We start from the raw sequence: 21,424 nt of genomic DNA, 5'->3' as shown, positions 1-21,424 counted from the left end.
AGAGGGGCTGGCGCTCACAGGCCGGGCTGCCGGGCCGTGCGCCGAAATCAAGTGGGTGTGTGTGGTGGGGCTGCTCACAGGCCCGGCACCGAGACGAAAAACGGGCCGGCGGTCTTATGGCCGCCGACCCGTCAATCCTTCACCGATGATGTACTGGACGAAGGTGCTGCTTTGTGGACTTATGCCAAGCCCAGCAGCGAACCGGCACTCCAGAAGATGGTGGCTCCACCCAGATCCTCAATGGTGGTCTTACCGCCGGAACCGATGGTGAAGACGAGGCCGAAACCACCAACGGCGACGGCGCCGCCGACGATGATCAGGGCGATGATCTTCATCCAGTTGTCCTGATTCTGCTGGCCACTCATCAGCTTTCTGAGGCCCAGGAAGGCGCCCCACACCAGCGCAGCAATGCCCACCGCAATCAGGAAGCCGCCACCGGCGGTCTTGATGAATTCTGCGGCGTTCTCGAAGAACGAAACGACGTCCCAGGCTGCTGTCGGAAGTGCGGGGACCGGGGCTGTGCTGGCGGCTGGTGCCACGGCGTTGGCGGCCAGACTGATGAAGGTGTTCATGGATGTCCTCACTATCGGTTTGAATACGAGCAGTTTTGTCGGGCTGAAGACACCCTCCACGAAAGATACTATCTGGAGTGCCATTTATCAGCAACCTGCTTCCTGCCCTTATCTTCTCGAATACGTGCATAAAACGCAACCGTTGAACATAACAGCAAAGGCCGGATGGGCGTTTTCGCCCATCCGGCCTTTGCATCTCTATCGCGACCTCACAACATCAGTCCTGTGATTAGGCATCACCGTCCTTCCCGGGCCGGCGGAGCTTGGGTTTCGGGATTGAAGCTGCGGGCTGGTTGCCCCGCGGCCGCTGTGAAGGGGCCGACTTGGAAACCGGAGTGACCGTGGCAGGTGCCTGACGGGGAGCTGCCTGCTGTGGTCTGGAAGCGACCCGTGATGCTCCGGGCGCCTGCTGGCGTACCGGAACCTGGGCCGGTCGCGAGACGGGAGCGGCAGGGGTGCCCTGCCTTGCCTGAGCAGCGGCGCGGCGACCGGAGGAAGGCGCGGGAGCAGCCTTGCCGGGTGCTGCGTGGGACGGGCGGGGAGCCTGTGTGCCCGTTGCCGCTGCGCGGCGTCCTGCGGCGGCAGGGGCTGCCTTGCTTGCACCGGCTCGGAGGGTCTTACCCGCACCCTTAGCGCTGGTCGAGGTTGCGGGGGCGTTGATCTCCTTCTGGATCGCCTGTGCCTGCTGGGCGCTGCCTTGGACCTTTTTGGCATGGCCGAGCGCGTCCGTACCGGCAGCTGCGGCACCAACGGCATCTCCGGCCATCCCGCGTCCGGCTGCTTCGGCGCCCTTGGCAACGGCCTTGCCGCCGGCCACGGCACCCTCTGCAAGAGCCTTGTCCTTTGCGCCGTATTGGGACTGAGTCTTGTTGATGGAACCTGCCATCGTGTCGAGAACGTCGCCGCTGCCCTTGCTGCCCGGTTCAGACAATCCACCTTGGGCCTGGACGGCCTTCGCCACGGACTGGTCATCGGCCGCGGCACCGCGCATCCCGAGTGCACCGCTGGTTGAGGAACCGGCGCCCAGCGCCAAGGGTCCGCCGGACTGCCCGTTTCGGCCAGGATCTCCGCCGGAACCGTCAGGTCCACCGGATCCGGGGCCGCCGGCCTCACCGGAGATGTCCATGTCTGTGCCGCCGCCGACAGTAAGGGAACCAGCCGGAGCGCCGTCTGCACCAGGCCCGCTGCCGGGACCTCCCACCGTGGGGATCCCGCCTGCCTGGATACCCCCGGGACCCGCACCGGGACCACCGGGCTTGCGCGCACCGCCACCGATGCCACCACCACCCATGGCCTTGCTCGCCGCCGCCATGCCGGCACCAGAGGCCAGGCCGCCGGCCAGCGCCGGCATCATGCCACCCTTGCCACCGGGAGGAGCGATATTGGTATCCATGAACTTGTCGATCAGCTTGGTCACGACCTCGTTGATCGACTTGACGAGAGTCTTGCGGACCCGCAGCGCGAGCACGGTGAAAGCGATCAAGGCGATGATCGAGAGCACCGTCATCACCATCGAAACCGTTCCACCGCTGAGCAGGTTGATGGCTGCCGTGTCGCCGGGAGCAACACCATTGAGTACAGCCGAGAACGGCATCTCCACGATCTGCGGGATCGAGATCAGGAACACCTGGATGAACCGGTAGATAAACAGGGTCACGATTACTTCCAGAATCATCGCCGTGGCGTAGATGATGACCTTCGCGATGCCGGGCACTGCCCCGACCGTTGCGAACGGGATCGCCGTGATCAGCTGGAAGCCGCGCCGAATGTTGGAGAACAGCATCGCCAGGGCATAACCCAGGCCGATGATGACGAAGCTGCCCAGCAGCACCATCGCGTTCAACCAGTACAGGCCGCTCATGACTCCGGTGCCGACCTGTGTCACCGAGTTATGCATCTCGCGGGTAGCCCCGGACGTGGACTTGTTCGAGGAGTACATCGTCATGGAATCCTCGCCAAACGACGTGTTCAGGTAGTTGTACATCGACAGCGTGGACATGTTGCAGTTCAGCGGCCCGCCGTCGCCCGTGGAAACCCACGACTGGCATCCCCACTGGCTCGGGCTGGTGAACTTCTTGGTGCCAAAGGTTGCCCCGGGATTGCTCGACTGAAGGCCCGTGCCGGCGGCGACGGACATGACCGGGTTCCCGGAGACCTTGCCGGGGTCCTCGATCTCGGGAAGACCCTTTTTGGGATCGCTGAAGTCGATGAACCACTCACTGACCTGTTGCTTGCCGTCAGATCCGTTCGTGTAGGGGCGTGAGGTGGAAATGTCGCCCTTGATCGCGGTCTCGTACGAAGCAGCGTCGATCTTGGAGCCGCTCATGTACCGGCCAAGCAGGTCGATGGTGCTCATATAGCCATTCAGGCCGCCGGAGTTGCTTTCGCTGTCGTTGAGGGCGGCGTCCGTCCAGCTCTTGTCCTGGCCCACGTTGAGGCTGGAGGCAATGGTGGCCCAGCTTGGGTTGGTCGCCTTGTTGATCTCCAGTGCCGTGTTGCGCACATTGGCGAGAGCGGCCGCCGTGGGCTTGTTCTTGCCTGCCTCCCATTCGATAACTGCACCCTCGGGCACGTAGAGCCGGTTCTTGAAGGCCCAGCTCTGGAAGTCGACGTAGGTGCTCAGCACAACCTGCGTGGAACCGGCGGAGCCGGACTCGGAGGCGTCCCCCATGGAGTTCAGAACTCCGGTGTACATCGAACCGATCAGGGGCAGGCCCAGGCCGATGAACGTCACCCGGATCACCATCTTCTTGATGGCCGAGCCGCGGTTCATGTTCTTGAACAGCAGCAGGCTCAGCAGCAGGACGCCGATGAACAGCGGGACGAGCACCGTCCAGGCCATGTTGTTCAGTACCTGGTACCACTGGCCGATCCATGCTGACAGGCCTCCGAGGAATCCTGGAGGCGCCTGACCTCCGGTCATCCCTTCGGCGAAGGTGGGGCTAACCAGTTTCACGCCCTCGTAGAACAGCGTGAACGGATTCAAGGCCTTCAAGGTCGAGATGATGCCGACGAAAAGCAGGTCCACGACACCGGTGAAGATGTACAGCAGCAGCATCAGCCCACCGGCGACGGGCTCGACGAATCCGAGGGACAGGCCGGTGCCCATAGAGTCCAGCCCCATGGCGTTGAGCGTGGCGCCGAAGTGGGCGTAGTCGAGCATGCCGGGGGTTGCCGTATCGCCGCCTCCGCCGCCGTTGGTGCTCGACGTCAGCGTGTCGTAGCCCACTGCCGAGGAAGAGCCGGAAATCTGCGAGTTCAGGAACTCCATGGAGAAGCTGAAATCGGGATCCACATAGCCCAGCATCGATCCGGCGCTGCCGGGTTCATTGAGCACCGAGCCCCAGACGGCAGGATCAATCGGTGCGGCATTCTCGTCCGGTGACTGCGCATTGGAGAAGAACGCCGCCAGTGAGCTGGAGAGCTTATAAAAGGAGTAGTTGGCTGTGTCTTCGGCCGATTGGGCGGGAGTGCTGAGCACCAGTGCGGCAACGCCGCTCAGCAGAGCCATCACCACCAAAGCGATGATCCGCCGGATGAGCGTCGGGCGCCCCGTGCGAACACCGGATGTCCCGTCCGTGACAGTGCTGCGGGTCGAACCGATGCTTCGGTGTGAACGCATATGCGAGATCACGGTCTTCATGATTCGTTGTCCTTTCTTCGTCGTTTGATCTCGCATTACCTGGAAGGTCCGGTTCCCAGGACCTTTTTGGACCCCGCCGGCTGTCGGACCGGAAGTCCAGATCGGGCCTGGGCGCCCTGTTTGTTGATGCGTTTTTCGCGCTCCTCGGTCTGGCGTTCTTTGACCAGGGATGCCTTGCCTCCCGGCTTCGCCGTCCCTGGGAGCCTGACCCGCTTGCCGGTCCTTGCCGGGTTGATGCCCAGGGCCAGGTCCATGAAGAAGACCACGTTCGTCACGCCCCGGCGCAGGTAGCTGAGGTTCTCGCCCCGCTGCGTCACCAGGCCCTCAAGGTCCGGCGGGATGTCCTGGTGCAGCTTCTTCTGGTAGGCCGCGACCGTGGCGTCACGCATGGGCCCAAGGATCGTGTAATCGGCGGCGTCGAACCGGTTGAAGGCTGCGTCGGCGAGCATCTTGTCCACGTCGTTGTACAGGTACGCCACCCGGCCTCCCCTGCTGTGCAGGTGTTCAAGCTGGCTTTCGATGTACGGCTTCACGGCCTTGTCGACGTGCTCGACACCGTGGATGACCAGGGTGTCGTTCAGTCCCAGGTTGCCCACCGCGAAACTGACGATGTTCACCAGCTGGGCCATGGCGATGCCCTTGCCGCGCCGCATCAGCTTGGAGAAGTCGTAAATGACCCGGCGTGAGTCCCGCACTCCGTCGATAGCTGAGCTCGTATGCGTATTGAAGAGGTCCCCGTTGTTGTTGAGGAGATTCTGGAACACCGACGAGAGGATCGAGTACGCCTGGATCATGCCCTGATCGCTGGTCGAGCCGTTGGCAAGGGCCTTGTACTGGGTGTCCAGGTACGTTACGAAGAGCTGTAGCCGGGGCACTTGGGCGTGCGGAATGTCCACGATGCGCAGCCGACCCCGATTGTGCTTGGCGTTGAACGCCCACATGCCCTGGTCGACGTAGAACCGGGTGGCGGTCTTCTCCAGCTCGCCCCGGATGATCGAGCGATCATTCTCAGTGGGCTCGTAGGCTTGCTCGGCCATGAGAACCAGCTTCTGCATGTGCGCGGAGAAGATGCTCAGTTCATCCTCACGGTCACCGAACATCTCGAACATGTTCACGTCACCCTGGCTCATATCCACCCGCGAGGTGAGCCCATTGAATTCAGGGCCGAGCTTGTCCAGGTTGGCACCGTTGAGCACCAGATGGACGGTCTTGCCGTTGTTCAGCATCGCTGACTGGGAAATCTTGGAGCCCCACATATCTGCGACGTAGGAGCGCTCCAGGAAGTCATTCATCGCCGCGTCAGCCACCACCACATGGTGCTTGTATTGGTTCACGTCGAACAGCACGGCGCTGTTGTTCACATCGCCCACCATGTACCCCACGTACTCCCCTGAGGCATCATTCAGCCCGTTGGTGACCAGGGAGTGCGAACCGGCGAACTCGATTGAGGTGAAGTGGAAACCGTTGCCGCGCTTCTTCTCGTTCTTGGCAAACAGCTTGCTGAGCTCCTGGCGCTGCTCACCGGGATAGGCGGCAACCGTCAGGGTTCCGAAGCGGTCGATGAACAGCCGGCTGATCTTGTCGATGCTGGCGTCGAGCGTCTCCAGGTTCGGGGCCTTGATCAACAGGCGGTTATGGACGTGCAGGTAGCTCGCACCATCCTGGACCTCACCGGCGATGATCTCCATGTCGTCGGCCACCTTTGCAGCCTTGCGCCGGGAGCGCATGGTGCCCGACTGGGCCTGCTCACCCTCTTCAAGCTTGTCCAGTTTCTCCGACACCTTCATGTGCTCGTCGATCCACTTTTCGCCCATGCGGCGGACCTGCTCCAGGACCACGACGGTGACGCCGTCCTCAAGTCCGTTGGGAATCCTGTTGATGCCCCAGAACGCCCCGAAGTCGTCGCGTGCTGCCTCGTCGTGGAAGAAGCCCATGATGCAGGCCACGTAGTTTTCGTCCACCTCGAAGTAGTCGGAACGGAAGACGTACTTTTCCTTTGGTTTGAGTGCCAGCAGGTGCGGATAGGTCTCAAAGGAGCCCTTCAGCTGGCGGGCATCCTTGCGGGCCCTACGCTCCGCACGCTTGTCAGCACGCGTCCTGGGTGCTTCTGCGGTTTCATCGGGCGCGGCGCTTTCCTCGGCTTTCAGTGCTGCCAGGGACGCCGCAAAGCCGCCCCGTGTGCTGTCAGCCGAGATCTCCGCGTCGTTGTCCTGCTGCCGGTCCATCAGGACAGCAAGATCCCCGGGCTGATTGGAGGCATCGTGGTCCACACTGCTGTCGTGCGGCGGTACGCCCGTGGTTTGCACGCTCATGCCCACCACGCTCCCTTCGTGTCATTCTGACTGGTTTATGAGGTGATAGAGGTCAAGCCTCATCCTACACGAGAGCAACACGGCTGTAAGTTGGTTTTGCCCATTTATGAGCATAAACGGAGCCGTTATACATGACTGAGTTGCATCTTATGTGCGTGTATGGCTTTGCTGTGGGAGCGCGCCCATGGGCGCCGGCGGCGTCGTTTTGCCTGTCTCCGGCACGCAGAAGCCCCGCCACACACAAGGTGCGACGGGGCTTTTGTACTGCGGGGGCCGGCTACGCCTGCTTGCCCTTGTAGATAACTGTGAGCATCTCTGTGACGTCGGCGCCGTTGAGCATCGTGCAGCCCTTGATCATCAGGGCCGAGCTTTCAACCTCAGACTGGAGGATAGTGTGTGCGCGCCGCAGGGCCTCCAGGTTGTCGGCCTTGAGCAGCAGGTACTGGTGGATGGACTTGAACTGGTTGCCGACATAGTCGTGGAGGATGTCGTACTGCTCATCCATCAGCTCCTTGAGCTCCGGATCCCGGACCTCCAGTGCCAGGTTGCGCCGCTCCAGGTTGGCGATCTGGTGGTAGACCCGCTGGGGTTCCTTTGTGGTCACAAAGGTGTACTCGCAGGTGGTGTCCACCTTGCGCCAGAACGAATCCACCCGGTTCAAGATGGCTTTCCGGTCCTCCTCGAACAGGAGGATTGAGGCTGAGCCAACGACCAGGTAGCCCTGACCGTAGGTGCCGTCGGCATATTTGATCAGGCCGGACTCGTCGATGTTGTCGATGCCAACCACCGAATAGAAAGCGCTGGGGTTGGTCGACTTGCGGGTCAGCACCCTCCGGGCCGCAGTAGGCACGTATGCCAGAAGGGCCGGCACAGACATGTACTTCATTTCCTTGGTCTTGGAGTACTGACCCAGGAATGCCGTAGCCACCAACCACCAGATGACTACCAGGGCGATGATCCACCAGTCGGCGGTTGCCACGAAGGTGCTGCTCACCACCCAGAACAGAGACAGGATCGACGCGGCCCAGAACAGCAGCACCTTCATTGGCAGTGGCTTTGACTGCATTCCGCCGCCGGACAGCGTGATCTCGTGGTTGAGGAAGGACCGGTTGAGGCTGGCCGGGACCTTGTAGACCGATTTCGGCACTTTGTGCTCCTACTTGCTCGTTGTCTTGCTCAAAATTGGAACTCCCGGCACTGTCGGCCGACCGGCGCTGCCCGTCATGGACAGCGCCGGCCAGCCCCTCAGTTGCCGGTTATTTGCCGAAATCGAAGATCAGGCTTTCGCGGGTTTCGCCGTCCTTGACGCCCACGTACAGGGTGGATCCGAAGATGTTCCCCTTTTTGGACTTCATTCCGTCGACGAAGACTTTCTCGCCGGCCTCCAGGCGCTTGCGTTCATCGGCGGTGAACGTGTGGCCCAGCAGCACCTTGGGTACCGGCGAGGCGGTGGCGTCCTTCTTGTCGAAGTCCGGCTTGAAGCCAACAAACTTCCTGCCGTTGAACTCCCCTTCCTCCAGGCTTCCCACCGCGGTGTAGTTCTTCTTCGCCTTCGAGACGGCATCAAAGGAAATAACGTCACCCTTGAGCAGCCTGGCGCACTCCTCGTCCGTGAAGCGGTGGCCCTTCCAATGCGGGTTGGTGCCCCACACACGGTTGAAGCTGACCTGCTGACCGGTCCTGGTCCAGGTGCCCTCGAACTTTTCCCTGGTCTGAACTGCGGTCACCCCGAGCTCCTGCTTCATCGTTACTGCGTTGGTCTGCATGGTCTTGATGTCGCTGGTCACCCATTGCGCGACGACGGACAGTGCCTCGTCGGCCGACTTCTTGCCGGCAGCGACAGCCTTCATCTCGGACTGCACATATTCGGTGACCGTGAGGTCCCCGATGTGGGTGCCGGGCAGCAGCAGGTAGCCCATATCGCCGTACTCGCTCATGGTGATCTTGCCCCGCTTCTCACTGAGCAGCGGGAACTTGGCCTTGTCGTTGGTGACCTCAGCGTAGGTGCTGGTACGGGTGGCGCCGGTGCCCACGTCGCGCTTCTCCAGCTGCTTCATGAGCCACTTCATGGACGGGTGCGCAGGGCGCTTCGGGAAGCCCTCGTGGACGAACGGATCAGCGCTGGTGCCCAGTCCTGTGGCGTTCTCGTCGTCGTCCATGTCGTCGGCGTCATCCTTGGAGGCATCCGCATCGAACACGGCCTTGTAGCCCAGAGACTTGGGCACATTCGCCGCGCCTTTGAATGCGGGGTACTTCTCCAGGTGCCCTTCCTGCCGCTCATAGAGGTAGTCCTCCGCGAGCATCGCCAGGTAGTTCTTCGCCAACAGCTCATAAATCAATGGGGCGACCGGCCCAAACTTGGTCTTGAGCTCATCCATCGACGCGGGTACCTCAGGTCCCGGACGGTTGGCACCGTGGGCAACGCCGGTGTCCTTGACGTGGGTCTTGCGGGGCGTCCGCTGGGTGAGCAGCTGCGTGTCCGTGCCAACTACCGCGGCGATCTTATCGATACGCGGCAGCAGTTCATTGAACTGCTCCGTCGTGATGCACTTGTCGTCAGTTCGCGGGTAGCTGACGATCTGGGATTCATAGAGTTTCTGGTAGACGGAGAGCACCGTCTCAGCCTTCACACCCTTGGCGGAAAGCACTGCTGACAAGCCCGCCAGGTCCATCAGCCTCGGGGGCGACTGGCGTTTATCTGCCTTGCCGTCCAAGACCACAGGGGAGGTCATGTACTGATTGGGGACGTCCTTCTTGTCAGGAAAACTGGGCTCGTCCTCGCTGGTGTAGACAACCCCGTTTTCGTCCTTGAAGCGGTTCTCGTAGAACGGGATCTTCTTGTAGTCGTTGTGCGCCTTCAGCTGATCCCCGACCAGCTTCACCATGGCCGACTTCAGCCGTCCCTGCCGCAGGACGGCGCGCTGGCCGGCGCTCTTGGAGGCAATGCGGGTCCACTGCATCGACAGCAGGTCGAACTTAGTGCGGTAGTTCGCCATCAGGTAGTCGCTGTCCTGAAGCGGGTCCGGGACCGGCACGCGGGCCGTGAACGCCTTCTGGAGCGAGGCAGGAGCTTCATCGGTGAAGTACATCCGGGTGGTCTTCTTGCCGGTCAGCTTCAACTCATCGAGGATGTTGACCGCGATCGCGGTGCCCTCCCCCGAAGGGTCCACATCGGTGGCGATGACGATCTCGTCGCAGGCGCTGAGGGCAGTTTTGATCTCCTTGAGCGTGGCCTGGGCTCCTGGCTTCATCACGCGTTCCCAGGTGAAATCGTCCGGGTTCCAAGGGAGATGCTCCAACTCCCAAGACTTGTACTGCTCCGACAGCCCGGCGGCAACCATCTGAGCCGGATCCGCGAACTCGTACAAGTGGCCCCGGGCCGCCGTGATCACGTACTTCTCACCCTTGTAGGTCCCCGTCATCCCACCCAGTGCAGCAGCAAAATGACGGGCGGCACTGGGCTTTTCCGTCAAGATTCCGATTGTCATGTTTACCAGCACTTCCTGTGTCTGTGGGGCGGTCTTAATTGTCGGGTTTGTGCTGCCCAGTATAGTCGCAGATTTACTCATCTACCAACAGAAAACAGACAAATAGACGTAACAGCAACTGAGGCAATGCCTGATTTACGTCGCCGTCCCTTAGGCTGGGACCGTGAACAACACCAGAAGAGCAACGCTCATTTGGTCGCTGGGGGCAGTTGTTTTCTCTCTCATCGGCATCTACATCGCACTGACCGCCAATGGAGCCTGGTACTCCACCGTCTCAGCCATCATTCTGTTTCTCGCCGGCGCCGCCTTCGCTGCAAGGGCCGTTCTGACTCTGCGGGCCAGCTCATGAACGCGCGACAGAAGAAGCTGACCGCCGAGGTCATGCTTGAGGTGCGGAACAAACCCGGCTTTATGCCGCTGAAGATCGCGGACGTTCTCTGGCCTAAGGCGGTAATGCGTGTTCAGGACAGTTGGACACAGCTGAAGGTCCGCTTTTTCAAGACGTTCTCGCGATAAGACCAGGCGCTCCTCAGGCTTTTTTGGACCAGGGCGGTGCCGCAGTCGCGTCCCGGTGCAGGACCCGCAACGTCTCAAGATTCTCGACACCCGTGATCAGAAAGGCGCCGAGCATGGTCATCCGCGACGTGAGGCGGAACATCTTGCCGTTTTCCACGTCGCCGGCAAACTTGCGTTCCAGGATGTGCGGGATTACCGCGCCGTTGGCGTGGGCCAGGCCGCTGCAAGATTTCCACACTTGGAGCCCTGAGAAGGTCTCCCTCTTGGGTACTGCCTTGTCAGCATTCGAGATGACATCGGTTGTCGTTGGATGCGCTGAAAGATCATGGTTCCTGTAGGCAGGGATGGCTTGCTGAAGCTCCCGGAGTCGTTTCCGGACGCTGTCGTCGCCAGATTCCTGCCCGGGTACGAAGACCTTTCCCAGGTTGGCGAGATCTTCATTGTTCTCGTAGGAGATCCGCAGGGACAGGAAGGCTTGCTTATTCACCTTCCCGGCGTGCAGCAGCCAGAGCCCATAGGACGTTGCTTCCACTGCCGACCGAATCATCGAATATAAGGCGATCATGGGCACGTCGTTGGCCTTCTGTACTTCACCGCTGCGCGCAGGTTATCGACCGCAACCATGTCGAAGATGGACAGCTGATTGGACATGGGCTGGTAGGGCGTCAACGCATCCACAGCAGCAAGCCGGCTGCCCTTTTCCGGATCCCGCAGTCCCGGTTCCTCCAGCAGCACTTCGATACGATGGCCGGCCTTCCGGATCAGCCATAATCCAGCCTGTACTTCCTTTTCGGATTCGGTTGTATCCAGCGAATAGACCATGGTCAGAACGCTACAACCCGGTGTGAGCACAGGACCTCCATGGGGAACCTTCGTGGGAAAGTGTCACTCCTTGGCGTAGAAGTCCAACAGCTTGTTGGACTGTCCAGTGCAGATCACGCTGCCTTAACGACCAGCAGCTCATCCCATTCCGTGGTGTAGCGCGGCGACAAAGCCTGGCGCTTCATTCCCCAGTCCGGCGGTTCGACCATCCCAGCGCGACCCAAACCGATGGACCCTGTCCCAAACCGGTCCATGATGTCCCCGAGCAGGGAGCCGATGTGTTTCTCCTCGTGGGCTGTAGCAAACGCTGGCAATTGTGGGGCGGCTCCGGCCGGCGACAGTTCCATCAGCATCACCCCTGCCCTGGCATAGGGGACGCCATCCAGAATGCGTCCCTCCAGGGCTGAGACTGCCGCCTTGGTCAGGATCACCGGATCGGCCGTCGGAGCAGGCAGTTTCACCGTCGCTGACGGAAACGCGGATACCTTTTCGTTGAAGTGCGATGTCCCGGCGAAGCAGGACATCAGCTTGGCCTGCTGCCCGTCCTTGGCCAGGCGTATGGCTGCCTGCTGTGCGTAAATGGCCATCACTTCGTGCATCCTCGCGGTGGTGGTTACAGGCTTGGAAAATGACCTGGAAAAGATCAGCTGCTTCTTGCTGGCAATCTCAGTCTCCAAAGGAATGCACGGAATCTCATTGAGCTCCATGATCGTTCGCTGCATCAGCACCGAGAACTTCTTCCGCATGGCGACCGGGTCCGCTGCCTTCAAATCGGCGATGGTGAAGATGCCCAGGGCGTTGAGCCGCTTGCCGAGCCGGCTAGCGATTCCCCAGATTCCTGTCACCGGGACCCGGGACATGATGTGATCGCGATGCGCCGCGGGAAGGATGTCGTAGCTGCAAACTCCTTCCATCGCAGGGTTCTGTTTGGCGACCCTGTTGGAGAACTTAGCCAGGGTTTTTGTCGGTGCGATGCCCACGCAGACGGGCAGGCCCACATGCTTCGCCACGGCGGCTTTCATGTCTCTGCCGACTTTCACGAGCTCCTCTGGGGTGCCCCGGAGGGTGACGAAGGCTTCGTCAATCGAGTAGACCTCTTCGAGGAAACTAAACCTGCCGAGGAGTTCCATGACGCGGCTTGAAAGGTCGCCGTAGAGCTCGTAATTGGAACTCCTGGCGATGAGGCCGGTCCGTTTGGCGTCGGCCTTCAGCTTGAACCAAGGGTCACCGTTTTCAATGCCCAGCGCCTTGGCCTCGTTGGACCGGGCGACGACGCAGCCATCATTGTTGGACAGCACAACGACGGGTTTTGCCTCCAACTTTGGGTCAAACGCCCTTTCGCAGGAGACGTAGAACGAGTTCACGTCAATAAGGGCGGTTCGCTCCACGCGTCCTCCCGGCAACTCACGCATGACGGCCTGCTAAAGCCGGTGCAGGCAACGGGTAACTACGCCCCAGATGGTCAGCTCCGCCAGTTCCGGCACAACCACGTCGGGATAGTCCGGGTTCTCAGCGGCGAGCCGAACCCTGCCGTGCTCAAGACGGAGCCGCTTGATGGTCAGCTCGTCGTCAATGATGGCCACGACAACGCTCCCGTCCACAGGCGTAATGGATCTGTCCACCACCAGCTCGTCGCCATCGGCGATACCCGCGCCGGCCATCGAGTGGCCTGAGACCCGCACGAGGAAGGTGCTGGTGATGTCCTTGATCAGATGCTTGTTCAGGTCGATGCGGCCCGTGAAATAGTCCTGGGCGGGAGAGGGAAACCCTGCCGGCACAGACACTGGAGACAACAGTGGCCCTGGTATCGGGGAGCTGTGCACATCGAGGACGGCGACAACAACAGCGCTCATCGGCCAGTACCTCCTGGGGCAATCGAAACTATGTTCTCCACAGAGTTATGAACATGTGAATATGTCTTCGAACCTTAACTATACGGCGCCTCGCTGTACGTAGCGCCCCCGCTTCCATTGGTTTCTGAGCTACAAGACGAAAGCTACTGCTTCGCTACTGCATCCCTAACGCGCCTCGACTGCTCATCTCAAAACAACAGGATTGAGGGGTTAACGGAACCTCTGCATCGGTGTACCCTGCCGATGAGAAGGGGCCGCCGTGGACACACGGTCGATGGAGAGGATTCAGTTCCGACCGCATCGTATGGGCTCCTTCTCTTCATGTGAGGACCTACCGTTCCTGGCCTGTTGGCGTGTTTCCTGCTGGAGCTGATAGTCCGCGAGCAGAAATTGCTACTAGAACCCTGCTGCCTGTTCGACTCCGGCCGAGCCTCTAGCGCCGCTTCTCGACCGGCCGGTACCGGTTAGCAAAAACAGCCAGCGCATCTCGAAGTTGTGGCAGGTTGTTCAGCCGGTCCACGGGCCGGATACCAGAGCCAGCACCTGCTGCCCCAGGAAGTGCAGAGACCATCCAGGCGGCGAAGACGTTATGCGGGACCTTCAACGTCAGGGCATCCTCAAAGAGCCACAGCACCGGTTCGTGGAGAAGCCCGTCCCTCAGCTGGAAGCCCGGGCAGAAAGTACCCTCGTCGATAAACACCCGCACTGCCCGCCGCATTGCCTCGGGATCTCCTGCAACCTGGAAGTGGCTCTCCAGCTCTGTAGCTGTCGGCAGGGTGAATTCCTCCCGGATGCTGTCCCAGATGTGATCCGGGACAGCCGGCCAGAAGCGCTCAGCCAACACACTCGACGCAGTAGGCATGGCCGTCCTTCTCGCTGGCTTTCTGCGAACGGTGACGAACCAGGAAGCAGGAGTAGCAGGTGAACTCGTCCTCGGCCTGGGGAATGACCTGCACAACGAGCTCTTCGGCAATGAACTCCCCGCCGGGAGTCAGGCCGTCCAGTGTGTCAGCCTCATCGAGCTCCAGCACAACAGCCTTGGCGTCGGGCGCTTTGGCTGACTTCAAGGCCTCCAGCGAGTTCTCCTGGGATTCCTTGACGTCGGTGCGCAGTTCATCGTAATCAGTTGCCACGAAGGTTGCATCTCAATTCTGTTGATGGGTTTGTCGGCGACTGCAACGTACAGGACATAGGAAGAATTCCCTAAAAGAGCCGCGCTGCATGGGCACACAATCTGAACCACAGGGAACATGGACATTGCCGAGAGTCAGTCGGCCACTTGGGGTTTCAATATCAGGAAGTGACACCTAGTCTGGGACACAGCCGATGGCCGCGACATTTGCGGCTGACCCTCGAGTGCATCCGGCGTCATTACGCAGGAGAACCGGAGAGCCCTCTGGCCGATGTCATCAACGCGTACGCGGACTTCTTTGCGCTCTTCGACGGGTTCAAGGAGTTTGTGGAGTTCTTCCACTTTCAAGACCTCGTGACACCCGACTACGAAGAGGTTCGGTTCTACCTGCCCTTCGACAACTTCAAGCGTTCCGGGATGCCGGCCACAAAAGACGAGTACGTAACGTACCGGGAGGCAACGCTGGAGTTCATCGCAGGACGGGGGCGGCGGATGGCCGAGTGGGTCACGGAGCACCACCCCGAAATTGAAGTTCGTAACCCTTGTTGGCAGCCCACGCCAACGACAATGACACCTGATCTGATAACTGTGTTTGAATGACCCGGACCAGACACACCGCCCCGACCCGGAGTGTTGACATAGGCACCCCACGCCGAGAATCGCAACGGGCGTGGATACTATCGCCACCGAGCTCAGACCATCTCGGGCAAGGTATTGCTCCAGTGGTCCCGCCAATTGCCGTGGAGCTCAATCGCCGGCACTGCCGTTGACGGTTTAGCCAATCGGACACTCCTGCCGTCCCGGGCCATAGCACTTCGTCCTGACCTGGAGGCGGTTGGCTTTTTAATGTCCACTCGTTTCCCCACAACTGAGGTACAAGTTGGCCTGGGACGCGGTTCATACAGCTTCAACAGATCCAGGAGCACGCCCACGTACTTGAAATTATGCAGGCCGGGCCGGAGCTTTGTGAGGTCCAGGCGGCGGCGTTCGGCCCCATAAGCCGCCACCATTCCGGGCAGTCCCGGGAACCCGCTGTACCGCAATGCTTCGATGGCTTCAGCCCAGTCGGTCAGCATCTTCAGCCGGTCCATCTCCCGGTTCCCGAAATCCGCTGCTCCGTACACGTGAGCAAGCCCTCGCCATGTATCGATAAGGACGCGGCGGACATCTCCTGCTGGAAACCGTCCGTAAGAAGACTGCGCCAGCCCCAGAATCTCGTGAACCAGGGAAGCCGGCAGTGGCTCGGCCCTGAGGTGCCCGGATTCCAGGTAGTTGTGGACCTGGCCGGCAACCTTGCCGAAGGACCACACCCAACTTGCCGCGATCGTGGATGCGCCGCCGTTGAGTTTTGCGCTCCTGAGGAAACGCTGGTGTGCCCACTGAATGCAGGTGTATGAGTGCTGATCTTTCATGGTTCTTCCTTCCTAAAGGGTTGCAATGGGTGCGGGTGCAGGCTTCCAACCGGTAGTTGCGCCAAAAAAGGAAGACCCCGCACGGCCGTTGCCGTGCGGGGGTCTTCCTTTGCCTTAATTCTGGCTGCTCTTGCGTGACACATTCAAACTCGCCCGCTAAACAGCTTTATGAGCCCAACTTCCGTTACATGCGCAAGCTGAGGTCCGGCGCGGCTACCCCGCGATCTGGATGCGCGCGGCTTCCTGCATCAGCGGATCGGAAATCATCACCGTCACCGGTCCGAGTGCCACGTCGAAGGCGATGAAGCCGCGGGACTTGTCGCCGGGCAGGATCTTGCCGGACCCGAGCTGGTCGTCTACGAACAGGTTCTGGTCGGCCTTCCGGCCATTGGCATCTTTGGCCGAGAAATAGAACGGGTTCGAGCTGGTCTCCCCCGACGTCGTCTCCCAGAGGACGTCCAGGAGCAGGTACGTGCCGTTCTTGGCGGGCGACGAAAACTGCGTATTCACAGATGTCTTGCGGACGGCCGACAGAATCGTAATCCTGGCGACGTCGCCGTTGCCGAGATCCATTGTGAAGGGCTTGCCCACGGTGGGAGCGGCGGGTGCCTTTGGTGCCTCTGCGGCGGGCGCAGGACTGGCAGCTGCTGCCTCCGCAGGAGCGGCACCGGTGGACTCCGGCCCGGCGGCAGTCGGAGATGACGAGCTGGTGGCAGCAGGCGCCGGCGCCGGAGCATCACTGTCTGACTTGCCTCCACCGCCGCAGGAGCCAAGAACGATGCTCAGCAGGAGAAGCCCTCCAGGAATCACAAAGCGCTTCTTCTTGTAGAAGGGGCGCTTTGCCGCAGCGGGTGCTGCCGCGGCCGGCGAGATGGGATCGAAGCTCTGGTGTGTCATGGGATGCCTTTCGTAGGTGATGAATCAAGAGGTTGGTGAGGCCCGGCAGTGCGGGTTATTGCTTTGTCCAGGTGCCGCATCGGCTGGACTTGAAATCCTGGCCGGCGGAGAGAGCCACGGAAGGTCGGCCCCCGCCCGGGAGATCGTTTTCGATGATGTTGCCGCCGTTGCTTCCGGTCTCGTAGATGCCCCAGTAACAGCTGGATCCCACGTCGGCTGTGGCCCGGTAGGTTCCGGCGGCGACGTCCTTGCCGACGGTCCATGTCCCGTCGGATACCGTGTTGGCGGCTTTCTGCTTTTCTGCAGCTGTCACTGCTTCTTCGCGTTTCTTGACGGCTGCCTCGGCGGACTTCACCGCGGACTCTGCCTTGCCGACTTCGGTCTCGCGGGCCTGGACCTTCGCTTCCTTGTCGGCGATACCGGCCTGAAGGGTAACGTAGTCGGATTTGAGCGAGTCATAGTCGGACCGGAGTGAGTCCCGCTCGGATTCGGCCCCCGCCTTGGCGTCTGCCACGCTACGGTACGCCTCACTGGTCGTGGGATCCGGAAGCGTCGTGCCAAATGCGGTTCCGCCAGCCAGCAGGACGCCGACAAGGAGTCCGCCCAAAGCCCGCTTCCCGCGGCGCCGACTGCGAGGCACTGCGTTCGATTCGGCCGGCTCAGCCTCAGGAGCCGGGACTGTTCCGGCCAGATTGGTGCCGGGCGCCGGCGTGGTGTTTTCGGTCTTCATGGTTTTTCCCCAAGGTCGCAATCGAAAAAGGACCGGCGGCGGGATACCGATCCCCCAATGCGTGGTTCCCCGCCGCCGCCACAGCTCCGAAAGGTTGCTTCCTGGGCTGCAGGAATGAACTTAGGGCGACATGGTGTGCAACATGCTCATAAAGGCTGATAACCCCTCTTATCAGCAGTTCGATTGCACTGGGTGATAAGCCAACTAAGCTGGGCAAACGACCACGACCGATTGGGGGCAGGCATGGAAACATCCACGGGATCATTGCGTATGACGCTGGCTGATGTTGCCGCCCTGGCGCGGGTCCAGCGGCCCGTGGTTTCCATGTGGCGAAAGCGGAGCAGCGACAGCCACCTGCCGTTCCCGGTACCATCCGGCCAGCTGAACGGCAGCGAGCTGTTCGACGCCGGCGACATCACAGCCTGGCTCGAGGCAACAGGCCGGGGCAACAACCCCGAGGCGCGTAACGACGTCGCGGCCTTCGCCAGGATGTTGGTTCCTGCTAATGCGGAGGTCCAGGATGGCCGCCGGATGTTCAACGGTCTGACCTCGCTGCTTGCGCTGAAAGTCATCACCGGCCAGGACCTCAGCCCGCGCACCACGGACGAACTGCTTGACGCCGCCGATGAAGCGGACCCGGATGACCTCTTCCTCTATGCCGAGCTTGAAGCCCTGGGCCCTGAGCTGTCCGCACTGGCCGGCTTCGCCGAGAGGCTCGCGGACAGCTCGTTCAGTGCACCGGCTGCTTTCGAAAAATTGCTGTCCCGGCGGTTCCGGGAGGGCCTTCGCGAACAATCCGACACAGCCCTGACGCACCCGGCACTGGATCTCGTGGCATCGACTGCCATGGAACTGGCACAAACGCTGGATGCGCCACCGTTCGTCGATGCGACTCCGGGCGGCAGTGATGTGATGCTCCGGATCGTCCAGAAATTTGGGGAGTCCCGGCCGCTGTCTGTGCTTATTGGGGACCATCGCGGTGGCCCGTCACGCCTTGCCCGACGGCGCCTTATGGTGCATGGCGCCGACAGTGAACACGTGGAAATCGACGCCGAGGGAGCTTTCTCGGTCAACGGGCCAGCCGTCCTTGTGGCTCAGTATCCCTCCCCCGGCGAACCAGGACTTGATGCCACGGAAATTCTTGCGGCTATCGAAAACACGGTCCTTCAGATGGACGACAGCCAACGCGCTGTGGTGATAGCACCGGCCCGGCTGCTGTGCGACCCAATCAGCGACGACCAGGCGGGCCAGCTCCGCTCGGACCTTCTTCGCTTTGGCAGGATCCGAGCCGTGGTCAGGCTCCAGGCCGGCCTCCTGCCAGCCAAGCCACGGGAGCCGCAGGCCCTCTGGGTGCTGGGACCGTCCCACGCCGAGGTGCCGATTGCCGAACGCTGGACCATGGTGGCGGACCTGAGCTCGACATCGCTGACCCCGGATGTACGGCAGGACCTGATCAGCGACATCGTCGCCTCGATTGGCACCCGCGCCACAATCCGTGCGCACTCCTTCAGGTTTGCCAAGCTGCTGCAGACCCGCGTCCTTCTCGCCAGCAAGGGCTCGCTCGTTGAAGCCCCGCCGGCCAACAAGCGTCCGACGGCAGCCGACGGAGCAGAGATAGCGCTCCGGATCGAGGAACTCATCCGTCTCCTGTCGCAGGAGCAGCCTGGGCTGCCGGCAATTCCCGACGTTCAGGCGGACGTACAGGGCAACCGGCCAGGCACCGCTCCTGTCCACGAACTGATCACCGCAGGAAACCTTCGCTACGTCCAGGGCAACCGGCTCGCCGAGAGCAGGTTCAACTCCAGGGAAGGCAAAAAGGTCCTTGGACGGCGGGAGCTGCAGGAGCCCCACACCGCGGAACCACGGTTTATCAGCCTCCTGGACTTCGCCGCCGCCTGCCCCAACGGACGACTCACCGAGCCCGGTGACGTCGTCTTCTGCACCAGTCCGCGGCCCGCCGCGAGGGTCGACCATGAGGGCGGCAACATCGTCGTCTTCCCCGCCCGGATCCTGAGGATCGATGACGGCGATCCCGGTGGCCTGGTACCCGACGTCGTGGCTGCGGACATTATCAGTCTGCCTGCGGCCGATAAAACCTGGAGCAGTTGGCGCCTGCGCAGAACACCGGACGCCCAACGGCGGCCGCTCGTGCAGGTCCTTGCCGGTTTTCAACACGAGCAGCGCGAGGGCCGGCGGCGCCTCGAACGGCTGGAAGAACTCGCTACCCTGTTTACGGACGGCGTAGCGGGCGGAAGCCTCACCCTGACACACCTATCCCCAAACGCCGCACCAACAGAAGGAACTGCATAATGCCCCCGAAATTGAAGGTGGACCTCGCCCCGTCCACCATGAAGGAACTCAAGGACACGCTCTGGAAGGCCGCGGATAAGCTGCGCGGCTCCATGGATGCCTCCCAGTACAAGGACGTGATCCTCGGGCTGGTGTTCCTAAAGTACGTCTCGGATGCTTTCGACGAACGCCGGGAGCAGATCCAAGCAGAGCTGGAGGCTGACGGGCTCAACGAGGAGCAGATCGCCCAGCTGATCGACGACGTCGACGAATACACCGGCCGCGGTGTCTTCTGGGTTTCCGAGAAGGCCAGGTGGAGCTACCTGGCGGAGAACGCCAAGGGCCTGCCTGCGATGGACGGCGCCGCCCCCAAATCGATCGGACTGCTCATTGATGAGGCCATGGACCACATCATGACGGACAACAAGTCACTGGCCGCGACGCTCCCCCGCATCTACAACCGGGACAATGTGGACCAGCGCCGCCTCGGCGAACTGCTGGACCTGTTCAACTCTGCGCGGTTCACGGGCCAGGGCGCCAGCAAGGCCCGCGACCTGCTCGGCGAGGTTTACGAGTACTTCCTGGAGAAGTTCGCCAAGGCCGAAGGCAAGCGCGGCGGCGAGTTCTACACCCCCGCCGGCGTGGTTCGCGTCCTCGTGGAGGTCCTGGAACCGCACCGCGGCCGCGTCTACGACCCCTGCTGCGGCTCCGGCGGCATGTTCGTCCAGGCGGAGAAGTTCCTGGAGGCCCACAACATGGAGGGCTCGGACATCTCCGTATACGGCCAGGAGCTCAACGAGCGCACCTGGCGGATGGCCAAGATGAACCTCGCCATCCATGGCCTCAACGCCAACCTCGCCTCCCGTTGGGGGGACACCTTCGCCCGGGACCAGCACCCCGAGCTGACCGGGAACAACGGCGCGGACTTCATCATGGCCAACCCGCCCTTCAACATCAAAGACTGGACCCGCTCGGAATCCGACCCCCGCTGGAAGTACGGGGTGCCGCCGGCCGGCAACGCCAACTACGCCTGGATCCAGCACATTATCTCCAAGCTCGCACCGGGCGGCAGCGCCGGCGTGGTCATGGCCAACGGCTCCATGTCCTCCAACTCCGGCGGCGAAGGTGAGATCCGCGCCCAGCTCGTCGAGGCTGATCTCGTCTCCTGCATGGTGGCGCTGCCCACGCAGCTGTTCCGCAGCACCGGCATCCCGGTGTGCACCTGGTTCTTCGCCAAAGACAAGACGGCCGGCAATAAGGGTTCAGTGGACCGGACCGGACAGGTGCTCTTCATCGACGCCCGGAACCTTGGCCACATGGTGGACCGTGCTGAGCGTGCGCTGTCCGATGAGGACATCGCCAAGATCGCCAACACTTATCACGCGTGGCGCGGCACTGCGTCGGCGGCCGAGGCAGGCCTGACGTACGAGGACGAGGCCGGCTTCTGCTATTCGGCGAGCCTCGCGGAGATCAAGGCAGCAGACTACGTGCTGACTCCGGGTCGGTTCGTCGGAGCAGCGGAAGTCGAGGATGACGGAGAGCCGATCGAGGAGAAGATCAACCGTCTCTCAAAGGAACTGCTGGAGCAGTTCGACGAATCCGAGCGGTTCGCGGCTGTTGTGCGCGAGCAGTTGGGGCGAGTTCTGTGACGTGGCGCGAGACGACCCTTGGAGCCCTCTGCCTCGAAGGTGGCGGAAGCATCCAGACAGGCCCATTCGGGAGCCAACTTCACGCTTCAGACTACGTTCTTGAAGGCGT

19 protein-coding genes are annotated in these 21,424 nt (G+C 61.6%); 5 read left to right on the top strand and 14 right to left on the bottom strand.

Annotated elements, in window-relative coordinates; all coding sequences use genetic code 11:
* Positions 1–179 precede the first annotated feature (179 nt).
* From ACYQ1Z_RS14170 to ACYQ1Z_RS14150, 5 genes are all read right to left on the bottom strand, one after another.
* On the bottom strand, positions 180–572 hold the full coding sequence (locus tag ACYQ1Z_RS14170) for a hypothetical protein (RefSeq protein ID WP_459793169.1): 393 nt from the start codon (positions 570–572) through the stop codon (positions 180–182).
* 229 nt (positions 573–801) lie between these two features.
* The gene (locus tag ACYQ1Z_RS14165; protein WP_459793168.1) at positions 802–4,215 is read right to left on the bottom strand and encodes a hypothetical protein; all 3,414 of its coding nucleotides are present in this window, start codon (positions 4,213–4,215) and stop codon (positions 802–804) included.
* Between the two features lie 35 nt (positions 4,216–4,250).
* Entirely contained in the window at positions 4,251–6,527 is a 2,277-nt protein-coding gene (locus tag ACYQ1Z_RS14160; RefSeq protein WP_459793167.1) for a hypothetical protein, read from the bottom strand.
* A gap of 277 nt (positions 6,528–6,804) precedes the next feature.
* Entirely contained in the window at positions 6,805–7,674 is an 870-nt protein-coding gene (locus ACYQ1Z_RS14155; RefSeq protein WP_459793166.1) for a hypothetical protein, read from the bottom strand.
* 109 nt (positions 7,675–7,783) lie between these two features.
* Entirely contained in the window at positions 7,784–10,015 is a 2,232-nt protein-coding gene (locus tag ACYQ1Z_RS14150; protein ID WP_459793165.1) for a DNA topoisomerase, read from the bottom strand.
* Between the two features lie 163 nt (positions 10,016–10,178).
* On the opposite strand from ACYQ1Z_RS14150, the gene ACYQ1Z_RS14145 reads away from it, so the two are divergent.
* Entirely contained in the window at positions 10,179–10,364 is a 186-nt protein-coding gene (locus ACYQ1Z_RS14145; protein ID WP_459793164.1) for a hypothetical protein, read from the top strand.
* Positions 10,361–10,531, top strand: a complete 171-nt coding sequence (locus ACYQ1Z_RS14140; RefSeq protein WP_459793163.1) for a hypothetical protein — start codon at positions 10,361–10,363, stop codon at positions 10,529–10,531. The genes ACYQ1Z_RS14145 and ACYQ1Z_RS14140 overlap by 4 nt, the downstream gene beginning before the upstream one ends.
* Before the next feature lie 13 nt (positions 10,532–10,544).
* Here ACYQ1Z_RS14140 and ACYQ1Z_RS14135 read toward each other — a convergent pair whose 3' ends face one another.
* The 6 genes from ACYQ1Z_RS14135 to ACYQ1Z_RS14110 all read right to left on the bottom strand — a co-directional run bounded on the left by ACYQ1Z_RS14135 (position 10,545) and on the right by ACYQ1Z_RS14110 (position 14,339).
* Complete coding sequence (locus tag ACYQ1Z_RS14135; protein WP_459793162.1) at positions 10,545–11,102, bottom strand: hypothetical protein; 558 nt, start codon at positions 11,100–11,102, stop codon at positions 10,545–10,547.
* Positions 11,093–11,353 (bottom strand): hypothetical protein, encoded by a 261-nt coding sequence (locus ACYQ1Z_RS14130; RefSeq protein WP_459793161.1) that lies wholly within the window; start codon positions 11,351–11,353, stop codon positions 11,093–11,095. Before ACYQ1Z_RS14130 ends, ACYQ1Z_RS14135 begins: the two co-directional genes overlap by 10 nt.
* A gap of 113 nt (positions 11,354–11,466) precedes the next feature.
* Entirely contained in the window at positions 11,467–12,765 is a 1,299-nt protein-coding gene (locus ACYQ1Z_RS14125) for a Y-family DNA polymerase (protein ID WP_459793160.1), read from the bottom strand.
* Between the two features lie 9 nt (positions 12,766–12,774).
* Positions 12,775–13,206: a LexA family protein gene (locus ACYQ1Z_RS14120; protein ID WP_459793159.1), complete on the bottom strand. Its 432-nt coding sequence runs from the start codon at positions 13,204–13,206 to the stop codon at positions 12,775–12,777.
* 433 nt (positions 13,207–13,639) lie between these two features.
* Positions 13,640–14,068, bottom strand: a complete 429-nt coding sequence (locus ACYQ1Z_RS14115) for a hypothetical protein (protein WP_459793158.1) — start codon at positions 14,066–14,068, stop codon at positions 13,640–13,642.
* Complete coding sequence (locus ACYQ1Z_RS14110) at positions 14,040–14,339, bottom strand: DUF4193 domain-containing protein (protein ID WP_459793157.1); 300 nt, start codon at positions 14,337–14,339, stop codon at positions 14,040–14,042. The genes ACYQ1Z_RS14115 and ACYQ1Z_RS14110 overlap by 29 nt, the downstream gene beginning before the upstream one ends.
* Before the next feature lie 206 nt (positions 14,340–14,545).
* On the opposite strand from ACYQ1Z_RS14110, the gene ACYQ1Z_RS14105 reads away from it, so the two are divergent.
* Positions 14,546–14,938 (top strand): DUF6994 family protein, encoded by a 393-nt coding sequence (locus ACYQ1Z_RS14105; protein WP_459793156.1) that lies wholly within the window; start codon positions 14,546–14,548, stop codon positions 14,936–14,938.
* Between the two features lie 92 nt (positions 14,939–15,030).
* Here ACYQ1Z_RS14105 and ACYQ1Z_RS14100 read toward each other — a convergent pair whose 3' ends face one another.
* The 3 genes from ACYQ1Z_RS14100 to ACYQ1Z_RS14090 all read right to left on the bottom strand — a co-directional run bounded on the left by ACYQ1Z_RS14100 (position 15,031) and on the right by ACYQ1Z_RS14090 (position 17,377).
* Entirely contained in the window at positions 15,031–15,750 is a 720-nt protein-coding gene (locus ACYQ1Z_RS14100; RefSeq protein WP_459793155.1) for a hypothetical protein, read from the bottom strand.
* A 213-nt stretch (positions 15,751–15,963) separates the two neighbouring features.
* Positions 15,964–16,647, bottom strand: a complete 684-nt coding sequence (locus ACYQ1Z_RS14095; protein ID WP_459793154.1) for a DUF4352 domain-containing protein — start codon at positions 16,645–16,647, stop codon at positions 15,964–15,966.
* 55 nt (positions 16,648–16,702) lie between these two features.
* Complete coding sequence (locus ACYQ1Z_RS14090) at positions 16,703–17,377, bottom strand: coiled-coil domain-containing protein (protein WP_459793153.1); 675 nt, start codon at positions 17,375–17,377, stop codon at positions 16,703–16,705.
* Between the two features lie 270 nt (positions 17,378–17,647).
* Here ACYQ1Z_RS14090 and ACYQ1Z_RS14085 point away from each other — a divergent pair, with 270 nt between their 5' ends.
* Positions 17,648–19,687, top strand: a complete 2,040-nt coding sequence (locus ACYQ1Z_RS14085; protein WP_459793152.1) for a hypothetical protein — start codon at positions 17,648–17,650, stop codon at positions 19,685–19,687.
* Positions 19,687–21,315 (top strand): class I SAM-dependent DNA methyltransferase, encoded by a 1,629-nt coding sequence (locus ACYQ1Z_RS14080; RefSeq protein WP_459793151.1) that lies wholly within the window; start codon positions 19,687–19,689, stop codon positions 21,313–21,315. Before ACYQ1Z_RS14085 ends, ACYQ1Z_RS14080 begins: the two co-directional genes overlap by 1 nt.
* Positions 21,316–21,424: the final 109 nt, after the last annotated feature.

The organism is Arthrobacter sp. AD-310 (assembly GCF_054656615.1).
This window is presented reverse-complemented; position numbering and strand designations above follow the sequence as displayed.